19 protein-coding genes are annotated in these 21,627 nt (G+C 66.9%); 12 read left to right on the top strand and 7 right to left on the bottom strand.

Annotated elements, in window-relative coordinates:
• Window positions 1-4 precede the first annotated feature (4 nt).
• The 4 genes from gatB to ACM9NP_RS07235 all read left to right on the top strand — a co-directional run bounded on the left by gatB (window position 5) and on the right by ACM9NP_RS07235 (window position 4,357).
• The gene (gene gatB, locus ACM9NP_RS07220) at window positions 5-1,501 is read left to right on the top strand and encodes an Asp-tRNA(Asn)/Glu-tRNA(Gln) amidotransferase subunit GatB (RefSeq protein WP_415645825.1); all 1,497 of its coding nucleotides are present in this window, start codon (window positions 5-7) and stop codon (window positions 1,499-1,501) included.
• 362 nt (window positions 1,502-1,863) lie between these two features.
• Window positions 1,864-2,583, top strand: coding sequence for a hypothetical protein (locus ACM9NP_RS07225; RefSeq protein WP_415645826.1), 720 nt, complete (start codon window positions 1,864-1,866; stop codon window positions 2,581-2,583).
• On the top strand, window positions 2,583-3,323 hold the full coding sequence (locus tag ACM9NP_RS07230) for a hypothetical protein (RefSeq protein ID WP_415645827.1): 741 nt from the start codon (window positions 2,583-2,585) through the stop codon (window positions 3,321-3,323). The genes ACM9NP_RS07225 and ACM9NP_RS07230 overlap by 1 nt, the downstream gene beginning before the upstream one ends.
• Before the next feature lie 281 nt (window positions 3,324-3,604).
• Window positions 3,605-4,357: a class I SAM-dependent methyltransferase gene (locus ACM9NP_RS07235; RefSeq protein ID WP_415645828.1), complete on the top strand. Its 753-nt coding sequence runs from the start codon at window positions 3,605-3,607 to the stop codon at window positions 4,355-4,357.
• A gap of 4 nt (window positions 4,358-4,361) precedes the next feature.
• On the opposite strand, the gene ACM9NP_RS07240 is transcribed toward ACM9NP_RS07235, so the two are convergent.
• From ACM9NP_RS07240 to ACM9NP_RS07260, 5 genes are all read right to left on the bottom strand, one after another.
• On the bottom strand, window positions 4,362-5,027 hold the full coding sequence (locus ACM9NP_RS07240; protein WP_415645829.1) for a hypothetical protein: 666 nt from the start codon (window positions 5,025-5,027) through the stop codon (window positions 4,362-4,364).
• Between the two features lie 178 nt (window positions 5,028-5,205).
• A complete protein-coding gene (locus ACM9NP_RS07245) occupies window positions 5,206-6,147 on the bottom strand; it encodes a GNAT family N-acetyltransferase (protein ID WP_415645830.1) in 942 nt (313 codons plus the stop codon).
• A 209-nt stretch (window positions 6,148-6,356) separates the two neighbouring features.
• Window positions 6,357-7,316 carry a S41 family peptidase gene (locus tag ACM9NP_RS07250; protein ID WP_415645831.1) on the bottom strand — a complete coding sequence of 320 codons (960 nt, stop codon included), beginning with the start codon at window positions 7,314-7,316 and terminating at the stop codon, window positions 6,357-6,359.
• Window positions 7,317-7,448: 132 nt separating this feature from the next.
• Window positions 7,449-9,077 (bottom strand): metallophosphoesterase family protein, encoded by a 1,629-nt coding sequence (locus ACM9NP_RS07255; protein ID WP_415645832.1) that lies wholly within the window; start codon window positions 9,075-9,077, stop codon window positions 7,449-7,451.
• 249 nt (window positions 9,078-9,326) lie between these two features.
• Window positions 9,327-10,439, bottom strand: a complete 1,113-nt coding sequence (locus tag ACM9NP_RS07260; RefSeq protein WP_415645923.1) for a PQQ-dependent sugar dehydrogenase — start codon at window positions 10,437-10,439, stop codon at window positions 9,327-9,329.
• Between the two features lie 125 nt (window positions 10,440-10,564).
• On the opposite strand from ACM9NP_RS07260, the gene ACM9NP_RS07265 reads away from it, so the two are divergent.
• On the top strand, window positions 10,565-11,479 hold the full coding sequence (locus ACM9NP_RS07265) for a 2-hydroxyacid dehydrogenase (protein WP_415645833.1): 915 nt from the start codon (window positions 10,565-10,567) through the stop codon (window positions 11,477-11,479).
• 4 nt (window positions 11,480-11,483) lie between these two features.
• Here the strand turns inward: ACM9NP_RS07265 and ACM9NP_RS07270 are convergent, their stop codons facing one another.
• On the bottom strand, window positions 11,484-11,948 hold the full coding sequence (locus tag ACM9NP_RS07270) for a PH domain-containing protein (protein WP_415645834.1): 465 nt from the start codon (window positions 11,946-11,948) through the stop codon (window positions 11,484-11,486).
• A 171-nt stretch (window positions 11,949-12,119) separates the two neighbouring features.
• Between ACM9NP_RS07270 and ACM9NP_RS07275 the strand changes: the two genes are divergently transcribed.
• Both ACM9NP_RS07275 and ACM9NP_RS07280 read left to right on the top strand, forming a co-directional pair.
• Window positions 12,120-13,217, top strand: coding sequence for a WD40/YVTN/BNR-like repeat-containing protein (locus ACM9NP_RS07275; protein ID WP_415645835.1), 1,098 nt, complete (start codon window positions 12,120-12,122; stop codon window positions 13,215-13,217).
• 9 nt (window positions 13,218-13,226) lie between these two features.
• Window positions 13,227-13,511, top strand: coding sequence for a ubiquitin-like small modifier protein 1 (locus ACM9NP_RS07280; RefSeq protein WP_415645837.1), 285 nt, complete (start codon window positions 13,227-13,229; stop codon window positions 13,509-13,511).
• A gap of 100 nt (window positions 13,512-13,611) precedes the next feature.
• Here the strand turns inward: ACM9NP_RS07280 and ACM9NP_RS07285 are convergent, their stop codons facing one another.
• A complete protein-coding gene (locus ACM9NP_RS07285) occupies window positions 13,612-13,890 on the bottom strand; it encodes a hypothetical protein (RefSeq protein WP_415645838.1) in 279 nt (92 codons plus the stop codon).
• A gap of 182 nt (window positions 13,891-14,072) precedes the next feature.
• Between ACM9NP_RS07285 and ACM9NP_RS07290 the strand changes: the two genes are divergently transcribed.
• The 5 genes from ACM9NP_RS07290 (at window position 14,073) to ACM9NP_RS07310 (ending at window position 21,438) form a co-directional block, all read left to right on the top strand.
• Window positions 14,073-14,987, top strand: a complete 915-nt coding sequence (locus tag ACM9NP_RS07290) for a helix-turn-helix domain-containing protein (protein ID WP_415645924.1) — start codon at window positions 14,073-14,075, stop codon at window positions 14,985-14,987.
• Window positions 14,984-15,160, top strand: a complete 177-nt coding sequence (locus ACM9NP_RS07295) for a DUF397 domain-containing protein (protein ID WP_415645839.1) — start codon at window positions 14,984-14,986, stop codon at window positions 15,158-15,160. The genes ACM9NP_RS07290 and ACM9NP_RS07295 overlap by 4 nt, the downstream gene beginning before the upstream one ends.
• 164 nt (window positions 15,161-15,324) lie before the next feature.
• Window positions 15,325-16,845 (top strand): amino acid permease, encoded by a 1,521-nt coding sequence (locus tag ACM9NP_RS07300; protein ID WP_415645840.1) that lies wholly within the window; start codon window positions 15,325-15,327, stop codon window positions 16,843-16,845.
• A gap of 44 nt (window positions 16,846-16,889) precedes the next feature.
• Entirely contained in the window at window positions 16,890-18,734 is a 1,845-nt protein-coding gene (ilvD, locus tag ACM9NP_RS07305; RefSeq protein WP_415645841.1) for a dihydroxy-acid dehydratase, read from the top strand.
• Between the two features lie 70 nt (window positions 18,735-18,804).
• The gene (locus tag ACM9NP_RS07310) at window positions 18,805-21,438 is read left to right on the top strand and encodes a putative bifunctional diguanylate cyclase/phosphodiesterase (protein WP_415645842.1); all 2,634 of its coding nucleotides are present in this window, start codon (window positions 18,805-18,807) and stop codon (window positions 21,436-21,438) included.
• Window positions 21,439-21,627: the final 189 nt, after the last annotated feature.

The raw sequence follows: 21,627 nt of genomic DNA on the forward strand, positions 1-21,627 counted from the left end.
CACCATGAGCTCACTCATCCTGCTGCCTAGCTACGCCGAGGCGACCGCCGAGTACGACCCGGTCATCGGCCTCGAAACGCATGTCGAACTCGGCACCCGCACGAAGATGTTCTGTGGCTGCACGACCGTCTTCGGCGCCGAACCGAACACCCAGGTGTGCCCGGTGTGCCTCGGTCTCCCCGGAGCGCTGCCCGTCGCCAACGTCGCCGCGATCGAGGCGACGATCCGGATCGGGCTCGCCCTCAACTGCAGCATCGCGAGCTGGTGCCGCTTCGCCCGGAAGAACTACTTCTACCCGGACATGCCGAAGAACTTCCAGACCTCCCAGTACGACGAACCGTTGTGCGGGGAGGGCTACCTCGACGTCAACGTCGACGGCCGTACCGTGCGCATCGACATCGAGCGGGTCCACTTGGAGGAGGACACCGGCAAGTCGCTGCACGTCGGCGGTGCGACCGGTCGAATCCACGGCGCGACCGAGTCCCTCGTGGACTACAACCGCGCGGGCATCCCGCTGGTCGAGATCGTCACCAAACCCGTCACCGGCACCGGAGCGCTCGCGCCGGAGATCGCGCGCGCGTACGTCACCGAACTGCGCGAGGTGATCCGCTCTCTCGGCGTGTCCGATGTGCGCATGGAGCAGGGCTCGATGCGGTGCGACGTCAACACCTCGCTGAACCGCCCCGGCGACGAGTGGGGCACCCGCAGCGAGACCAAGAACGTCAACTCGCTGCGCAGCGTCGAACGCGCCGTCCGCTCCGAGATCATTCGCCAAGCGGGTGTGCTCGACGCGGGTGGACGTATCGTCCAGGAGACCCGCCACTTCCACGAGGACACGGGCGAGTCGACTCCGGGCCGCAGCAAGGAGACCGCGACGGACTACCGGTACTTCCCCGAGCCCGACCTCGTTCCCATGGCGCCGGACCCGGAGTGGGTCGCGGCCCTGAAGGCGGCCCTGCCGGAACTGCCTCGCGTGCGACGTCAACGACTCCAGGAATCGTGGGGTCTGTCCGATCACGACATGGAGTCGGTGCTCAACGCGGGAGCCGTGGAACTCATCGAGGAGACGATCGCGTCCGGCGCCTCGTCGGACGGCGCTCGCAAGTGGTGGATGGGCGAGTTGTCCCGACGCGCCAACGAGTCCGGCGTCGAACTGACGGATCTCGCGATCACGCCCGCCCAGGTCGGCGAGCTTCAGTCGCTGATCGACGACGGGAAGCTCAACGACAAGCTCGCCCGGCAGGTCATCGACGGCGTGCTCAACGGTGAGGGCGGTCCCGCCGACGTCGCGAAGGCCCGTGGGCTCGAGGTCGTCTCCGACACCGGTGCGCTGCAAGCGGCCGTCGACGAGGCGATCGCGGCGAATCCGGCCGTGGCCGAGAAGATCCGCGCGGGTACCCACGCGGCGGCGGGCGTCCTGATCGGAGCGGTCATGAAGACCACGAAGGGACAGGCCGACGCCAAGACGGTTCGCGAACTGATCATTCAGCGATTGTCCTAATGCGATTCAGTGCCGGGGCTCCATCGCGGGCCCCGGCACCGTCGTGTTCGGGCTCGGCGGTACTGGCAGGGGCCAAGGGGTGGCGCTTGATGTCGTTGTTCTCGACGACCAGGTGGTGGCCGCAATCGAACGGCGCTGTCCTTGTGGGCCGACGCTCCCGGTCTCGCCGAACCGTTCGGCCAAGACCTGTGGCGGCCGTGCGAACCGGATCCCGGAAGCGCGACGCCCCTGGCGTGGTTCGCCACGGCGAAGGGGTCGACTGTCTGTCGCCTGCACGGGTTCGGCCGAAGAACTCGTGCAGAAGCCGGTGCGTGGCCACATAGCTTGAGGTTCATTGGCCGTCAACTGTCAAAGGTGGACCTGTGAACCAGCAAGCGCCCTACCCGCCCCAACCACCAGCCCACTACCCCGGATATCAGTCCCCGCCCCCGCCGATGGCGCCACCGGGCCATTACGCGCCGATCAAGAAGCCGAACACCGGCCTGATCATCGGACTGGTCGTTGGTGGCCTGGTACTCGTGCTGCTGATCGGCGCCGTGGTCTGGCTGTTCGTCGCCAACGAGGAACCCGAGCAACCGGTCGCTCTCAAGTACGGGGACGGGTTGGACAGCTGCGAGACCCTCACGGACCCGAAGTTCACCGGAGGCTACACCGAACTGATCGGCGGCGGGATGTACGTCCGCTCGGATGAGCACAATAGCGGCAACTCCTCGTCGCGCCTGGACTGTGGCTACACCTCAAACGATCCCGAAATCGATGACGCCGTATACCAGGACAGCCTTGGAATCGAGGTGACGACCAGGGCCAACCCCTCGAACGCCAGAGCCCTGTACGAGGGAAGACAGGAGTACTGGGACGCGCAGGCACCCGAGGCCGTGGAGCTTCCCGACTTGGGCGAGTCGGCCTTCTACATCGCCGAACTCACCGACAACGGGCGATGGACAGTGGATGTGTACGTACTGGACCGCAATCTGTACCTGGCCGTGAACATCCAGACAGTGAATCCCGCAGTGACCGAGGATTCCGCTGTGGACATGCTCACCGGCATCGCCGCCGCGATCATGCCGGAGATGGAGAACTGATGTCCTTCCAATCGCCCCATCCGCAGCAGCAATCGCCCTACCCGGTTCAGCAGTCGCCGACCGGCTTCGGGCACCTACCTCCGCCACCGCCGATGGCGCCGCCACCGCCCGGATACCACCCGCCCCCCGCGAAGTCCAATACCGGCCTGATCATCGGACTGGTCGTCGGTGGCCTGGTGCTCGTGCTGGCCCTCGGCGGTTTCGCCGCTTGGAGGTTCGTGATCACACCCGAGCAGGAGCCCCAGTACCAGCCGGTCTTCAACGGCGACTACGCCATGACGAGCAGTCCCTGTGCGGGCTTCGACTTCGTCGGCTACGGCCAACTGGTGGGCAGTGGACCGCACATTCCCTACGCGGACCCGGCCGAGGGCTTCCAGCAGCAGTCCTCGGGCCAACCGGCCCACGACGTGTGCGGGTACTCCGCGGCCGAGAGCGAGACGATCTATCTGCTGGGCCTCGACATCGCGGTGTTCACCGACGCGAACGCCGCGGCGTTGGACTTCGAGACGATGACCGCCGACGACGCGGACCGTGTGGAGCCGGCGAAACCCTTGGGGGAGCAGGCCTTCTTTTCGGTGAGCGATCCGGAGAGGTTCGCTCGCATCGAGTTGCATGTTCTGGCGGGCAACCTGTCGATGATGATCACCTTCAGCCCCGACCACGACTTCGGCTTCGAGGACTGTCAGGAGATGCTGATCGGTGTGGCGGAGGCCGCCATGGCGGACCTGGCGAAGAAGTGAGCGTGCCCTCTGAGGACATCACGCACCGCGCGACGGTACTGGGAGTCGTTCCACGACGCCTGGCCGGAACGTGCGGTGCCGGGGCTCCATCGCGGCCCCGGCGCCGTCATTGCGGGACGGATCGATTCGCGCCCACGCCGTTCGAGACACGGGCGTCGGCCGATTCGGCGTGGCGTAACTACAGTGGATGTGTCGTGCTCGCCGTCGATCGCGCGAAGGAGCCGCACGACGATCGGTCGAATTGAGTGGCGCCGCCGCGCGGTGGGGCCGAGGATGGGCACATGGTTGACACCTTCGAACGACTCGTCGCCGAGGCCGACGCGGTCGACGTCTCCGGCTGGGACTTCTCTTGGCTGGACGGCCGGGCGACGGAGGAGCGTCCGCCGTGGACGTATCAGCGGTCGATGTCGCGCCGAATGGCCACGGCGGCGAGAGCTCTCGACATTCAGACCGGTGGGGGTGAGGTCCTCGCGGGGGCCGCGCCGCTGGCGCCGAACACCGTCGCCACCGAATCGTGGCCGCCCAACGTGCGGGTCGCGGCCGAACGTCTCGAACCGCTCGGTGTGTCCGTCGTGGAGCATGACGACGCGACGCCGCTGCCATTCGCCGACGGCGCCTTCGATCTCGTCGTGAGCAGGCATCCCGTCGCGACGAACTGGGCGGAGGTCGGACGCGTCCTGCGTCGAGGTGGCGTGTTCTACTCGCAGCAGGTGGGTCCGCGCACGTCCATCGAGTTGACCGAGTACTTCCTCGGACCGCAAACGGGGCCACAGTATCGGGATCCGGCTTTGGCCCGGGCGAGCGCCGAGGCGGCGGGCCTGGAGATCGTAGATCTGAGGGAAGCCCGGTTGCGGATGGAGTTCTTCGACATCGGCGCGGTGGTGTACTTCCTGCGCAAGGTCCTGTGGACGGTCCCCGATTTCACCGTGGATCGATATCGGGATCGCCTGCGGGACTTGCACGAGCGGATCGCTCGCGATGGTGTGTTCCTGGCCCACTCGACCCGTTTCCTGATCGACGCCGTCAAGCGCTGAGGCGTCAGTCGCCCGACCAGAGCGTGACCTGGAGGGTGTACCCGTAGTTCGGTGGGTCGTGCTCCATGGCGAGGACGTGGAACCAGACGACGTTGGCGTCGGTCGTGACGAGGCAGTATCCGGCGCCGCGTTCCAGCGGATCGCTGGACTGTCTCAGATAGTTCGGGAGGGGCGAGTCGAGCACCGCTTGGGCGCACACGGTCGGATCGGTGGGCCGTTCGTCCGGGCCGTATCCGAAGAGGACGCCATTCTCGTGGTTGAGGCGAAGGATGGCGGATGGTTCCTCGGCGAACTCGTTGTCGTAGAACAGATCGTAATCGGGATGGTCGGCGGCTTCGCCGTCCATGAGTCGCGGTCCGTCACCGTCCAGATCCACGAGCGTCGCGTGTTCGTAGCCGAGTTTCGGCGGGTCGAGGGTGAGTGCGACGCCGGAGTACAGGGGCGTTTCCGGTGACGCCGACTCCGACGACGGCGTCGGTTCGGCGGCTGAGGACGGATTCGGCGTGCTCTTCTCCCACCACACCGCGGCGACACCGATAAGCGCCGCCACGAGGCCGCCGACGGTCGTGATGATCGCGGCGCGCAGGGAGAACCGCGCCGAGATCGTGGCGATCCGTACGGATTCGGAGGGCGCATCGTCCTTTGATGGCCCGCGTTCGTCGTTCGGCACCGTCGAGTCCCCAATCCATGGATGATCGTGGCGCATGAAATCCGGACCACGGCGGAGTACTTGGGCATAGGCTACATCGTTTGGCGCGCACGGTAATGGCGACGGATTCCATGGTAGTCGTCGATCGCCGTAGATCCACAAAGGGCCGGTCCATCACGCGATGGACCGGCCTGCCTCGTCAGGCCGGTGCGTCGAGAACCAGCCTGACGGCGAAGTTCTCGTAGCCGTTGCGCTCGAACGCGCGCGCCATCGGGACGTTCGTGACGTCCGTGTCGGCGATGATCTGCTGGGCGCCGTCTGCGGCGTGGATGCGGGTGATCTCGTTGAGGAGCTCGTCGACGAGACCCTGCCCGCGATACTGCGGAAGCGTGCCCAGGTAGCCGACGACGGGGCCGCCCATGTTGGCCGACGGCATCGCGAAGCCGACGACATGGCCGTCGAGATACGCGATCCTCCACATACTTCGGTCGCCCGGCATCGAGAGGTTGCTGTCGAGCGTCTCGCGGGCCTCCTCGGCCGCGCCGGTCCTGGCGATCCCCTTTCGGGTTCCGGCGTCGAGGCTGCCGACCGCGGCCCGTTCGAACAGGTCGAGGAACACGGCGTCGTCGGGTTCGGCGCGGAACGCCAGCCGTGTCGACGCCTCGGGAACGCCCGCGTCAGGCGTCCACCGGTAGCGGAGCCGTTCGAGCTCATCGGTCATGCCGATCCGCGCGAGCGCGGCGCGTCGCCATCCCACGGCGGTGACGATCGCGTCGTCGTCGCGCCAGCCGGCGGGTAGGAAGATGTGGTAGCCCGGCAGTTCCTTCATACCGTTCGACGTGAAGACGCGGTGCGCAGCGTCGAGCAGGTCCGCACCGAGCGCGTCGCGGTCGGACACGCCCGGATCGACGTACAGGCAGTCGAGCGCGAGCGGGATCGGATCGCCGGGGAAACTCCACCAGACGGCGCGGGCGAGGATCCGACCGTCGTCGTCGGTGGCGACCCAGATTCGGTCGTGGCGGTATTCGCCGGAGGCGAGATTGTTCGTGAGCCGCTCGGGATCGGCCCAGCGGATCGGTTCGGTGACGGTGCAGGAGGTGAGGCTGTCAAGGTCGGCCTCGACCGAGGAACGAAAAAACACGTGGTGCCTTCCAATATGGAACGAAGGCGCCCGGTGGTGCGTCAGTCGCGCACCAGGTGTGTGTGTCGCGGGCGCCGGAAACGGGTGTACATCTCGGTGCCTCCTCTCCATGTGATCGGCGATCATCGCCGGGCCTGACAGTACCGGGTCTCAGTCGGAATCGACATCGGTTTTCCCGAGACCCGCGCCACATATTCCGCTGTGGATGGTCAGGCGTCGAGGTTCACCCTGGCCGTTCGCGCTTCGGTGAGCAGGGGTTCGTCGGGGTTGGCTCCGAGAACGTGATCGAGGCAGCGTCGGTACGCCATGTCGAGCGCCTCGGGCGCCCCGCACGCGATGTCCGGTGTCACGCCGACCCCTTCCCAGTTGGTGCCCGTGATCGGAGATACGGTGCGGCCGTTTGGAACCCGGATGTCGATGTGCGTGTCGATCCAGTACGTCGACGTCGGATGCGCACCGCCCCGCGTCGTCTCTCCCACCGTCGTCGCCCTGCCGTGCGCCGCGAGGGTGTACGCGATGTCCTCGGCACCGGAGAACGTGCGTCCACTGAGAAGCACGTACACCGGACGGTCGAGATAACGCGGCCCGGCGAGGTGGGACAGGCTCCACATCTGACGCGGGGTCGGATCGCCGTCGAGGTGGATGTCGTTGAGGTGCACCGGTTCGGCGCCGAGGAAGTAACTGCACCACAGGGCCGCGCCGTCGGTGGAACCGCCGCCGTTGGCGCGCAGGTCCAGGATCAGGCATTCGGTGTCGGCGACGATCCGCATCGCGGCGGCGTAGGCGTCGCCGCCGGACTTCGGCTCGCCGACCATGTTCAAGGCGACGAGCCCGATGTTGCCGGGGAGCACCTGGACCTTGTCGACGCCTTGGCCGTGCGTGCGGAGAACCTGCCGCCAGGCGGCGAACTGGCGTTCGGCGTGGGCGTCGTCGTCCTCGACTCGTTCCCTGGCCTCCGCGTGCCAGCGCAGGCGCAGGTGAAGATCACTGTGGACGGAATGCAGGTCGCTGGTGAGGGCCTCGCACAGTTCCTCATCCGACAGTCCCTCGTAGGCGCCGTCGGTCAGGCTTCTTCTTATGGTGGAGGCCATCTCGGCGGCCCGTTCCGGGAAGACGTAATGCCTCGTGAGCAGTTCCGCGGCCGTGGTGACGATGGTCGAGGTGTCCATCTGCCGAATCGTAGACGCAGCCGCTCGGTCGATCGTCGATCCGGTCGCGAGAATGCTGCCGGCGAGCGCCATGGGCGTCGGCGTCAAGCGCTTTCGCAAGGGACACAGGGGTCCCCGCCCTCGTGAGCGCCGTCAATCGTCCTCGGGCTCGCGAGCGGGCTCGGGATAGACGTACTCGCCTTCGGGCGGCGGCTCGGGGATGAAGTCGCTCGGGTCGTCGGGCATCCCGTCCGCGAGGATGTGCCGTTGCAGCGTCACCTCGGTCTCTCCGTGACCCCCGACGGCGATGTCGTCGAACGCCTGAAGCCGTTTGTCCTCCTCGCTGAAGTACAGGACGGACATTTGCAGCGGCACGGGAGTCGCCTTCTGCAGACCGCGAAGGCCCGCTCCGCCCGTCGACCCCTCGACCATCATCAGGGTCTCGGCGTCGAGCGCCCACACCTGCCGTTCGTGCCGGTGTCCGGCGAGGACGAGCGGAACGCTGTCGGCGAGCGGGAAGCCCGAACGTGGGTCGTGGACGAGAGCCACGTCCGCGCCGCCCTCGTCGAGGATCGTCTGCCGCAGTTCGGTTCCCGCGTCCGAGAGCACCTGTTCCTCGCGGACGTCGGACGGTTCGGCGCTCTTGTCGGGAGTGAAGCGGGGATCACCGATGCCGGCGATCGTCAGGCCGGCCACCTCGGCGACCTCGTCGTCGAGCACGACCGCGTTGGACTGCTTCGCGATCTCGCTGACCGTCTTGTCCGAGTCGTGGTTGCCGCGAATGTATACATAGGGCACTCCGGCGCGCGCGATGCCGTTCGTGTACATCTCGGCCTCCGGTTGGCTGCCCCAGTCGGTGATGTCGCCGGTGTCGATGACGACGTCGACCTTGAACTGACGCGCGACGGACTCGATGAGGTCGAACGACGCCGGATTCAGGTGCAGGTCGGACACGTGCAGGACCCGGATCGTCCCCGGATCCGGCTCGAACGCGGGAAGCGTGCGAGCGATCGTGTAGAACTGCGACATGTTGACGATGAACTGCTGCAACTGATCGCGGTACTTCTCGTATCGATCGGCGAAGGTCTGCGCGGAACCGACCACGGCGGGCGCGTTCGCCAGCAACCCCTCGTATCTGGGCTCCTCCACCGACTGCGGGCGGATCGTCGCGCCCGCCACACCGATCGCCGCGATCGCGACGACGAGGGAGAGTCCACCGCACAGGGCGGCCTTACGCGCCGTCCGGTACACGATCCCGCCGATGACCAGGCCGCCGAGCGTCGCTCCGGCGAGGGCGCTCAGCCCGACGTTGATGACCCCCGTCATCAGATCTCCGGGAACGGATTCGCTGGCCTTGCGGACACCTTCGGGGTCGGTGATGAGCGCCTGCGTGCGTCCCTGGTCGAGCGAGTCGAGACGCACGGTCAACTTCAACGGTCCGTCGTGGCTGTCGAAGACGAGCGCTCCCAACGGTGGCAGGTCCACCTCGGATTCGCCGATGACGGACGGCTGAACCGACACCGTCGTGCGGAACGGGCCGAGATCGACGCCGGCGGAACCACCGAGCCACAATCCGATGCCGGACGCCCCGATCGTCAACAGCGCGAAACCCGTTACGGCCGCGGCCCGCCGCGGCCCCTTGCCGCGAAGCCACGATCCCGATCGCCGGATGGCCGTCCCGAGGGCGCGGCTCGATCGTCGCCACGGGGAGGTGGGCCGGGGCGAGGAGGCGGGTTCGGTGGTGTCGGCGATGGCGGCGATCCTTCCGTGTGAGCGCGGCATCCATACTTAGCCACCATAACCACAACCGGGCCTCGTCGACGAGGTCAAAACACGTGTGAAGGGCCGCCCGCTCGTTTCACTGGCCACCGCCGAGCTCTGGCGACGACACCACAATCGTTGCGGCCCATAAAGAATCATGCGAACCACAACGGAACGGACCGCTTTGCGGCATTCGCGCCTCGGGCTCGTGCCCTCGGCGCAGAAGTGGGGGACGGTCACGTCTCCGCGTCGACGGTCGGAACGCCCGCGTCAGGTCTTGCTCTCGGAGGAACCTCCGACGATGATGCGGATGATCTTGTCGTCACCGTCGCGTTCGGTCCCCCGACCGTCCTTGTTGGATGTGCTCACCCACAGCGACCCGTCCGGCGCCGCCGCGACGAAGCGAAGTCGTCCGAGCTCACCGGTGAGACTCTCCGTCGGCTCGCCGACGATCGTCCCCTTCGTCGTGAACTCGACGCTCCACAGCCGCTCGCCGCGCAGACAAGCGGTCAACAGGATCGTGTCGGCGAACGCCGCGCCCGCGCAGGACGCGTCCTCCGTCGGGAAGGTCAACACGGGGTCGATGAGGTCGCCCTTCCCGCCGGTGCCCTCCACGTCGGGCCAACCGTAGTTTCCACCCGCCTCGATCTTGTTGATCTCGTCGGCCGTCTGCTCGCCGAACTCCGTCGCGAACAGCGTCTCGTTCGGGCTCCACGCGAGCCCCTCGATGTTGCGGTGTCCCATCGAGTAGACGAGCGAGTCACCGAACGGATTCCCCGGGGCCGCGTCGCCCTTCTCCGTCATGCGCAGGATCTTGCCCGCCAGGTTGGACCGCTCCTGGGCACGGTCGCCCTCCCCGGCGTCGCCCGTCGACGCGTACAGATAACCGTCGGGGCCGAACGCCAGCTGACCGCCATTGTGGTTGCCCGCCTTCGGGATGCCCGTCACGATCGGATCGGGATCCTCGCCGAGTTTCAATGACGCGATCCGGTTGTCGCTCTCGGCGGTGTAGTAGATGTACACCGTCTCGTCGTCCTCGTAGTCCGGGGACGCGGCGATTCCCAACAGGCCGCCCTCACCCGAGGGAACGGCCTCGGCGATCGTCTGCACCTCGTCGACGACCGGCTCCGCGCCCTCCTCCTCGGGCAGCGTGATGTGCAGGATCCGCGCCGAATCCCGCTCCGTCACCAGCGCCGAGCCGTCCGGCAGGAACGTGATCCCCCAGGGCACCGCCAGACCCGAGGCGATGACGCCTTCCATCACGGACGGATCGGGAGCCCCCTCCGACGGCGATGGCGACGGCAGGTTCGGGGGAGTACCCGTCTCGTCCGGTGGCGGTGGGCCGAAGCTGCAGCCCGACAACACCGTCAGTGCGACGGTCATGGCGAGCAGTGCGTGGGTTCGTGGCGTCCTCACCCGCTCAGGGTATCGGGCCGCGACACCCTCATGATCGGCCGTGCTCGGCACCCTGGAACGTGTCCCGCCGCACAGTCGTACGCTGGGGCCTCATGAAGGCATGGGTGGCTCACGAGCAAGGTATCGCCGCGTTGGGGACGATCCCCGACGACGTCACGATCGAGGTGTACGGCGGTACCGGCGACTATCCGTCCGACCCTGCGACGGTTCGGTTCTGGACGCCGCCGTTCCTGTCGACGTCGAGGGCGACCGCCCCGCTGGCCGACCTGACCGGCCTACAGGTCCTTCAACTCCTGACCGCCGGCGCGGACGTGTGGGCACCCGTCGTGCCCGACGGCGTGACTCTGTGCAATGCCAAGGGCGCTCACACCGCGGCGACCGCGGAGTGGGCGCTCACCGCGACCTTGGCGTCCCTGCGCGGGTTCAACCACTTCGCGCTCGCCCAAGACCGCGCGGAATGGGCCCCCCGCGTCACCGAGTCGCTCGCCGACAAGAAGGTCCTGATCATCGGTGCAGGAGACATCGGTTCCGCGATCGCGCGCCGAGTCGAGGCCAGTGACGGGATCGTCACCATGGTGGGAACGCGCGCTCGCGACGGAGTCCGCGGGGTCGACGAACTGCCCGAACTGCTTCCGCCGGCGGATGTGGTGATCCTCATCGTCCCGCTCACGGAGGCGACGAACGGCATGGTCGACAGGGAGTTCCTCGCCGCGATGAAGGACGGCGCGCTGCTCGTCAACGCGGCACGGGGACCAGTGGTCGACACCGACGCGCTCGTCGCGGAACTGGACGGTGGCCGGCTGCGCGCGGCGCTGGACGTCACCGACCCCGAACCGCTCCCCAGTGATCATCCATTGTGGCGATCGCCGAACCTGCTGATCACCCCGCACGTCGGCGGCGCGGTCGAGGGGATGGTGTCGAAGGTCTACGAGGTCGTCGGCGAACAGCTGCGCCGCTTCGCCGCGGGCGAGCCCCTTCAGAACATCGTTCGGGGCAAGGGCTACTGAGTCGTCAGGGGGCCTCGACCGGCTCCCCGGCGTCGTCGGCGCGAACCACTTCGGTTCCCGACGCGGCGACGAGGCGCGGCAGGTCGTCGGCGCCTACTCCCGGCAGTGCCACCCTCGAACCGTTAGTGAGCTGCGCGTACACCCGCGTGTCCAGCGTCGCGAAGCCCGAGATGTCGTCCCAGGCGAAGCGGCGACGGCCGATCGGCGCGCGAACCACGACACCCTCGGCGGACGCGTCGACGCCGGTCCGCAGTGACCACAGCGCGAAACCGACCGCGATGACGAGGGCCGCCACCGCCAGCGGCAGCAGAATCGCCATCAGGGTCGTGTTCTCGCTGCCGGTCGCGAGCCCGTAGAAGACCGAGGCGGAGAACGGCAGGACCGACATCACCCCGAGCACTGAGGCGATGAAACCCGCCCCGCTGCGCCGGAATCGCACTCGTGTCGGGGTCGTCTCGATGACGGTCATGCGGGTGATCGTGCCATAGACGTCGTCGCCGCCGTGAACGTGGTCGCGGACCGCGGTCCCGCCGCGGCGACACGCGAAATGCCCGATCCGTCCCTGGAGTCCAAAAATGTCGGACCGCTGCGCGAGACTGTGAACGACATCGCACCTTCATCGACGCAAGGGAGCGTCTCCATGTCCTATCTCCTGTTGATCGGGACGAGCAAGGGCCTGTTCACGGCCACCAGTACCGATCGCCGCGCCTGGGAGTTGACCGGCCCGGTCACCCTCGACGGCGCGGGTGAGTACCTCTCCTCGGTCTACGCCGTCGGCATCGACACCCGTCGAGACAAGCCACGGCTGCTCGTCGGCTCCGACAGTTCTCACTTCGGCCCGAGCGTGTGGCACTCCGACGATCTCGGCGCCACCTGGAACGAGCCGTCCGACGCCCCGCCCATCTCCTTCCCCGACGGCGGTGACACGTCCTTCGCCCGGGCCTGGCAGTTCGCGTTCGGGCCCGAGAAGGACGTCGTCTACGCCGGCGTCGAGCCGACGGCGCTGTTCCGTTCCGACGACGGGGGCGTGACCTTCGCGCTCAACCAGGGCCTGTGGGACCATCCACACCGTCCCAATTGGGCTCCCGGCTTCGGCGGCGCCGCCGTTCACACGATCCTGCCGCACCCGGACGACCCGTCGCGCGTGGTCATCGCCATGTCGACGGGCGGCGTCTACCAGACCGAGGACGGCGGCGCGAGCTGGACGCCCACGAACCACGGCATCGCCGCTGACTTCCTGCCGGACGAGACGCCGGAGTACGGTCAGTGCGTTCACAAGGCCGTTCGGGACGCGATGGAACCGAGCCGCTTCTTCGCGCAGAACCACGGCGGCGTGTATCGCAGCGACGACGACGGTAACGACTGGGGGTCCATCGCGGCGGGCTTGCCGAGCGACTTCGGCTTCGCGATGCTCGCGCACCCGCACCGCGCCGACACGGTGCTCACCTTCCCGGTCTCCACAGAGGGCAACCGGTTCCCACCCAATGCGCGCCTTCAGGTGCAGCGCTCCGACGACGGTGGACGACACTGGCGCAGCGTCAGCGACGGTCTCCCCGAAGAGCCCTACTACGGCATCGTCCTGCGGGACGCGGCCTGCACCGACGGCGACACCGAACCGGGCTGGTACTTCGGCACCCGCAACGGTGACGTGTTCGTATCCACAGGGGATGACCACCGGTGGAGTCAGGTCGCCGCACACCTTCCCGACGTCCTATGCGTCCGCGCGGCCCGGATCTAGGTGGTGTCCGTGTCGGTCACGGTCTACATTCCCAGCGCTCTCCGCGTCGAGGCGGACGGGCGGTCCAAGGTGACGATCGACGCCGCGCGGGCGGCGACGCTCGCGGACGTGCTCGACGTCCTCGCCGAGCTGCACCCCCGGTTGAACCGCAGGGTTCGCGACGAGCAGGGGCGGCTTCGCAGGTACGTCAACGTCTTCATCGACTCGGACGAGTCGCGGGCTCTGTCCGGCACCGCCACGCCGGTGCGTGACGGTGCCGAGGTTCGGATCCTGCCGTCCGTGGCGGGCGGTTGAGGGAATAGCCAAGATTCGTATCTGAAGAACTGTCGCTCGTGCGGTACCGGCCGGAGGTCGTCCCGTCGTCTCGGATCAAACGAGATGGACGGGACGACCGCTAGTCGCCGGTACCGCCCGCGCGTCGGTAGAGGTCCCTGGCCTGGCGGGTGATGTGCCACCGTGTCCAGGGGTCCTTGCACCAGTCCTGGTGCCGCTGGAAGATCACCAGTTCGGGCTCGTCCAGGTCGAGTCGCTTGATCGTTCCCAGGTCACTGTTATCCACATTCGACATCTGTACGACGAGCCAGGCGGTCGTCGCGACGTCGTCGCGCATGTTGACGCTCACCGATCGTCCGTCGGCCTGGAACGTTCCCAGTTTCACCATTCTGTCGTTCATGGCCGGTCCCCGATCCGAACGCCCACCGCGTTCGATCCGAAACCTTCCGCATTCCCCGACCACAAGGGATACGCTGCGTGATCGTCGGGCGCCTCTTCTTGATTACCCTCTGTCGTGCTGGATGCTGATCCGTCCCCAATGACGTCCACCTGTGATGCCATGAGGAGAAGCTAAGACCCTTGGTGGGTAAAGAGAAGGCGAAACGCGATGGAGCATTTGCACCACCTAATACGCACCAGCCCCGGCGCGCCAAACGCAGTGTGACCTGTAACACTTGGGGTATGGACAATACCCAGCCGACCCTAGCCCGGTGGACGCTCGGCGAAGCGCTTCGCCGTCTGCGGCAAGCGAAAGGCATCTCACGTACTGAGGCGGCCGAGGCCATCGGCTATGGCAGACACACGATCCGCCGAATCGAGGAAGGTCTGCAATCGACCAAACCGCCCGTTGTCAAAGACCTGTGCGACCTGTATGGTGCGCCACCCGAACAGCGCAGCGAACTGTGTCGGATGGCCCTCGAAGGCGGCAAACGCGGTTGGTGGGAGAGCCACAAGAAGGGCGTCAAGCCAAAATGGAAGATGTTCGCCGAGGCCGAACAGGACGCCTCGATCATCCGGACATGGGAACCTGAGTACATTCCAGGCCTCGTCCAAGTCCCCGAGTACTTTCAGGCGCTACAGTCCACTTCGATCGATTATGACGCCGAACTCGCCGAGATGTCCCGCGAGTTCCGTTTCACCCGGCAGGAGCTCCTGTGGAACCGGGATCCCCTGCCACAAATGTCCATGTTGATCGGCGAATCGGCGCTGCGATACCTCACGAACCTGCCGGACGTCCAGTCCCTGCAACTGCAGCGGCTACGCGAAGTCACGAAGTTGCCCACAATCGATGTACGCGTTGTGACGAGCCTTCATTCGGCGATGACCGGCGCCTTCACAATCCTGACACCGGCTCACAAGGCCAAGGGCACGTTTGTTTACATGGACGCGCTGGACGGCTGTCGCTATGTCGAAGATCACGACATCGTGTCGACGTATCAACAGACCTTCGACGCTGTCCACAAAGCCGCATCACCGATAGAGGAGTACATACCATGACGCCCGGAAAATGGCGTAAGTCCAGCCGCAGCGCGCCGCAAGGAGCCAACTGCGTCGAGACGCGCAAGGCCACCATGTTCGAGGTTCGCGACTCCAAGTTGGGCGACACGTCGCCGATCCTGGCGGTGTCGCGTGAGGACTTCGTGGGACTGCTCGACAGTGTGACCCACTGACCCCAGGGCACGACTGATCACGGCCCTCACTTGCAGGGTGGGGGCCGTGCCGTTCGCCGGTGGGAGGCGAACGACGAGGGTTCCGTTCTGCGGGGAACGGCGCGATCGGTTGGCGTGTCGTTTCCCGTTCGTGACCATTGACCATGCTTCGATCAGAGCCGACAATGACGGCGGTGGACGGGGTGGGCATGTCGCGACTGTGGCAGACGAAGAGCGTCGAACAATCCATTGCGGACACCACCGAACCCGGACATCAACTGCGGCGCACGCTCTCCGCCTGGGACCTGACCGTATTCGGCGTCGCGGTCGTCATCGGTGCCGGTATCTTCACCCTCGCCGCCAGCACCGCCGGTGACCTCGCCGGCCCCGCCGTCTCACTGTCCTTCGTGCTCGCGGCCGTCGCCTGTGGATTGGCGGCACTGTGTTACGCCGAGTTCGCCTCGACCGTCCCCGTGGCGGGAAGCGCCTACACCTACGCCTACGCGACATTCGGCGAGTTCATCGCGTGGATTCTCGGCTGGGACCTGGTTCTCGAGTTCTCGTTGGCGTCCGCGGTCGTCGCGAAGGGCTGGTCGACCTATCTGGAACAGGCGGCCGCCCAGGTCGGCCTGGTCGTACCGACGATGATCTCGGTCGGTGGCATCGTCATCGACTGGGGCGCCATCATCGTCGTGCTCGCGCTCGCCGTCGTCCTCGCCACCGGCACGAAGATGTCCGCCCGTTTCAGCGCCGCCATCACCGCCCTCAAGGTCGCGGTGGTCCTCCTCGTCATCGTCGTCGGCGTCGGCTACGTCAACACCGACAACTACACCCCGTTCGTGCCACCGTCCATTCCGGCCGAAGGCGGCGCGAACGGGCTGCACGCCTCCCTGTTCGCGTTCGTGATGGGCGACATCGGGTCCGACTACGGGTGGTTCGGCGTGCTGGCCGGGGCGTCCATCGTGTTCTTCGCGTTCATCGGCTTCGACATCGTCGCCACGACGGCCGAGGAGACCCGCAACCCGCAACGCGACATGCCGCGCGGCATTCTCTGGTCGCTTCTCATCGTGACCGTCCTGTACATCGCGACCTCGCTCGTCATGACCGGGATGCGGCCGTTCAGCGACCTGGCCACCACACCGGACGGCCAACGGTCCACATTGGCGACGACGTTCACCGAGATGGGCGTCGACTGGGCCGCCGCCGTCATCGCCTTCGGCGCGCTCGCCGGTCTGACCACCGTCGTCATGGTGCTCATGCTCGGGCAGATCCGCGTGCTGTTCGCGATGTCGCGCGACCGCCTGCTCCCCGCGAGCTGGTCGCGGACGAGGGAGAACGGCGTTCCAGTCCGGGCGACCCTCGGCGTCGCGGTGTTCATCGCGATCCTCGCCGGTTTCTTCCAGGCCGGGGCGTTGGAGGAGATGGTGAACGTCGGCACCCTCTTCGCGTTCGTCCTCGTCGCGGCGGGCGTGCTCGTCCTGCGTCGGCGCAGGCCCGATCTGAAGCGCGGATTCCGCACCCCGCTCGTGCCGCTGGTGCCGATTCTCGCCATCCTGGCGTGCGTGTGGCTCATGGTCAACCTGACCGTGCTGACCTGGCTCCGGTTCGCTGCGTGGATGATCATCGGCCTGTTCGTCTACTTCGCGTACGGCTATCGCAAGGCGAAGCTCGGGCGTGACACCGCATCGACCGCCGTCGACCAATAGTTGGGCGATTTGTCCCGCCATATGGGAAGTGGCAGACTGGCAGCATGCCAGCACTGCGTTCCCGCACCTCAACCCACGGCCGGACGATGGCCGGGGCGCGCGCCCTGTGGCGTGCCACCGGCATGACCGACGACGACTTCGGCAAGCCGATCATCGCCGTCGCCAACAGCTACACGCAGTTCGTACCGGGGCACGTGCACCTCAAGAACATGGGCGAGATCGTCGCGGAGTCCGTCGCGGCCGCCGGTGGCGTCGCGCGTGAGTTCCACACGATCGCCGTCGACGACGGCATCGCGATGGGTCACGGCGGCATGCTCTACTCGCTCCCGAGCCGGGAACTCATCGCCGACAGTGTCGAGTACATGGTCAACGCGCATTGCGCGGACGCCCTCGTGTGCATCTCGAACTGCGACAAGATCACTCCGGGGATGCTGCTGGCGGCGATGCGGCTGAACATTCCCGTCGTGTTCGTCTCCGGCGGTCCGATGGAGGCCGGGAAGACGGTGTCGCGGGACGGCGTCGTGACGCGAAAGCTCGACCTGGTCGACGCGATGATCGCGTCCGCCGACTCCGACGTGTCGGATGACGCGCTGGACGAGATCGAACGGTCGGCCTGCCCGACGTGCGGTTCCTGCTCCGGCATGTTCACCGCGAACTCGATGAACTGCCTGACCGAGGCGATCGGACTCGCGTTGCCCGGAAACGGTTCCACCCTGGCGACCCACGAGGCGCGGCGCGCCCTGTTCTCGGAGTCCGGTCGCGTGATCGTCGAGCTGGCGAAACGGTACTACGACGGCGATGACGAGTCGGTGCTGCCGCGTTCGATCGCGAACCGCGCGGCCTTCGAGAACGCCGTCGCACTCGACGTGGCGATGGGCGGGTCGACGAACACGGTCCTGCACCTGCTGGCGGCCGCCCGCGAAGGCGACGTCGACTTCGGAGTGTCCGATATTGACGCGATTTCGAGGCGGATCCCGTGCCTGGCGAAGGTCGCGCCGAACTCACCGCAGTTCCACATGGAAGATGTACATCGAGCCGGAGGCATTCCGGCGATACTCGGCGAGCTCCGTCGCGGAAACCTGCTCAACACCGAGGTGGGCTCCATCCACTCGTCGAGCCTCGACGAGTGGCTCGACGAGTGGGACATCCGTTCCCCCAACGCGAGTGAGGCGGCACTGGAGCTGTTCCGCGCCGCGCCCGGGGGCGTCCGGACGACGGCCCCGTTCTCCACGACGAACCGTTGGGGGAGTCTCGACACCGACGCCGTCGACGGTTGCATCCATTCCGTCGAACACGCCTACTCGGCCGATGGCGGTCTCGCGGTCCTGTTCGGGAACGTGGCGCCGGACGGCTGTGTCGTCAAGACCGCCGGCGTCCCAGACGAGAACCTCGTCTTCACGGGGACGGCTCGGGTGTTCGAATCGCAGGAGGACGCCGTGTCGGGCATCCTGAACAAGGTCGTCGAGGCGGGTGACGTCGTGGTGATCCGTTACGAGGGTCCTCGCGGCGGTCCGGGCATGCAGGAGATGCTGCACCCGACGTCCTTCCTCAAGGGCAGGGGCCTCGGTCGGGCGTGCGCGCTCATCACCGACGGTCGATTCTCGGGCGGCACCTCGGGACTGTCCATCGGGCATGTCTCCCCGGAGGCGGCCGACGGTGGGCCGATCGCGCTCATCGCGGACGGCGATCCGATCACACTGGACATACCGCGGCGAAGCATCACGGTGGACGTGTCGGAGGAGGAGCTTTCCGCGCGTCGCGTGGCTCAGGAGAAGCGCGATCGGCCCTACACGCCGGTGGCGCGGGAACGCGCGGTCAGTGCGGCGTTGCGCGCCTATGCGTCGATGACGACTTCCGCCAGTGACGGGGCGTATCGCCGCGTTCCGTGACGGTCGGTGCCCAGATCGGAAACCCCTGGGACCCTTACGGTCACAGATTCGTCAATGGCACTCTTGAGTCGTGATACCCCTCATCCGGTTGCCCCGGCGGCTCGTCACTTTACTGCCGGTGGTGCTGCTTTCGACGCTTCTGGCGTCGGCTTTGACGGTCTCGGTTTGGCCGGGACCGCCGGACGCGACCGGTATAGCCACAGCGGTCGCGGCGTGCGTCGCGAGCGTCTCCAGCGTGCTCGTTTGGCGGATCAGCACCCCGTTGCCGTCCGCGGCCGAACGGGCACCTTATCGCCGTCTGTCGATCGCCTTGGGCGTGGGGTCGGTCGGTGTCGCGGTGTCCCTGCTCGTGGGTGAGGGTGCTCGCGTCGGCGTCATCACGGGGACCGGGGTGGTCATGGTCGCCCTGTTCGCCGTCGCGATGATGCGGCTGCCGCATGACGTGGTGACCCCGGCGGCGCGACTTCGGCGCACCCTTGACGGTCTGTTCATCGCCGGGTGTGTCCTGTTCAGCGTGTGGGTCGCCGTCGCGACGAGCGCCCCGGTCGGCTTCGTGACGGGCAACGTCCCGGTGACGGCCATGATCTCCTGCGCGGCGGGCATGTGCGGGGTGGGCATCGTCGCGATGATCCGGGCCGCGGCGCATCGCCGCCGGTATCTGTTGCTGGTCACGAGCCTGACGATCATGGCGATGGCGCATGTCGGTGTCGTCGTGGCGGTGGCCTCGCCGCAACCTGAGCGCGCGCGTCTGGTCATGATCGTGGTGTGGGCGGTCGGCTGTCTCATCGCGGCGGGTGTCGCGTGTCTGGCGCAGCGGCATCCGGGACCCGCGGCGGCTGTGCCGATGCCCCGCGTCGATTCGGCGATGTCGATCGTTCCGGCGGTGACGGCTTCGGTCGCGACGGTCTATCACGGTTTCGTCAACGGTTCGCTGGGTGTCGACGCCGTCGTGTTGGCGATGATCGTGGTGTGGGTCTTGTCGGCCCGACAGGTGTTGGCGCGCAAGGATGTCCGCAGGTCCGTCGAGAAGCTGGCGGAACGCGAGTCGTACTTCCGGTCGATCATCACGGGTTCGTCGGACATCACGACCGTGCTCGACGGCAACCGCCGGGTGCGTTGGCAGGCGGCGTCGACGACGTGGCGCCTGCGTCCTGAATCGACGATGGGCATGCCGTTCACGGAGCTCGTTCATCCCGATGACGCGGCCGCCGTCGATCGCAAGTTGATCGAGTTGCTGAAGAGCGAACCGGGCAGTCGGATCCGCGTCGACGCTCGCATCCGGCACCGCGACGGCAAGTGGCGCGACACGGAATCGGCGGTCACGGATCAGCGCAACGTCAAGCACGTGCGCGGTCTCGTCGTGCACACTCGGGACGTCACGGACCGGCGCGGGCTCGAACGGGAACTGGCGAAACTCGCCTACACGGACACGCTCACGTCGTTGTCGAACCGTAGGGCGCTGCTGCGGACCTTGCATTCCGACGTGGCCGGCGGTTCGATGCCGTGCTCGCTGTTGGCGATCGACCTCGACGGCTTCAAGAACGTCAACGACACGCAGGGCCACGACATCGGGGACGCGGTGTTGGTCGAGGTCGCACGTCGACTCGCCGAGAGTCTGCGCCCGACGGACGTGGCGGCTCGGCTCGGCGGTGACGAGTTCGCGATCCTGTTGTGGTGCTCTCCGCATCAGAGCTACGAGATCGCCGAGCGCCTGTTGGAGACCCTGTCCCACCCGTATCCGATCGGGCCGGCGACGGTGTACCTGTCGGCGAGCATCGGCGTCGCGGCCTGCGGTACCGCGACCGATGTGGAGACGCTGCTTCGCAACGCGGACTTGGCGTTGCGCTCGGCCAAGCAGTCCGGGAAGAACCGGATCGAGACCTTCGACGCGAGATTCGAACGTCGGGTCCGACGTAAGACCACGTTGGAGCAGGAGCTGCGCGGGGCGATCGATCGCGGCGAGCTGAGTCTGGTGTATCAGCCGGTGTTCTCGTTGCCGGAGCGGCGCATCGTCGGCGCGGAGGCGCTGATGCGCTGGCAGCACCACACGCTCGGCGCGGTGTCTCCGGCGGAGTTCATCCCGATCATGGAGGAGGCCGCGCTCTCCACGAGTGTCACGTCGTGGACGTTGCGCATGGTGGCGGAGCGGCTGGCGACGTGGCGTGATCTCGGTTTGTCGACGTGGGTGTCGATCAACCTGTCGGTGCGGCAGTTGCATTCGCCGTTGTTCGCGACGAATCTCGCTCAGGCGCTCATCGAGCGCGGTGTCCCACCGGCCCGGCTCGTCGTCGAGGTGACGGAGCACGACGTCGCCCAGGACATGGACGTGCTCGTCGCGCAGCTCGGTGCGTTGCGCGGCGCGGGCGTGCGGATCGCGTTGGACGACTTCGGGGCGGGTTACTCATCGCTCGGTCAGCTCCATCGGTTGCCAGTGGACATCCTCAAGTTGGATCGGGATCTCGTCGCGGGAAGTGATCACGGGGCGGCGCCGCTCGCCGACGTCGTGGCCCGGTTGGGGGAGCGGCTCGGTCTCGCGGTCATCGCCGAGGGCGTGGAGACGCAGGCGCAGCTCGACGTCGTGGAGCAGTCGGGCTGTGGGATGGTCCAGGGCTACTATTTCGCGCGTCCGATGAGCGTCGATCAGATCGACGCGGCGCTGCGGAGGCAGGCCGCTCCGGTGTCTCCGCTGGCCATCGAGTCCTAGTACCATCCACAGTGCTCGAACGGAATGTGCGTCACGTCACGTGGTCGATGCGACACGCCCAGTGTCCCGATATGCGGGAATAGTTGACAATCTGCGGGACGGTAGGGCACTCTTGCTCACGTGCCGCAGCGAATTCTCATCCCGACCGCGAACATCGTTCGCGTGCTCGGGGCTGTAGTACTTATCTAG

The sequence above is a fragment of the Stackebrandtia soli genome, assembly GCF_965137155.1.
Classification (GTDB): domain Bacteria; phylum Actinomycetota; class Actinomycetes; order Mycobacteriales; family Micromonosporaceae; genus Stackebrandtia; species Stackebrandtia soli.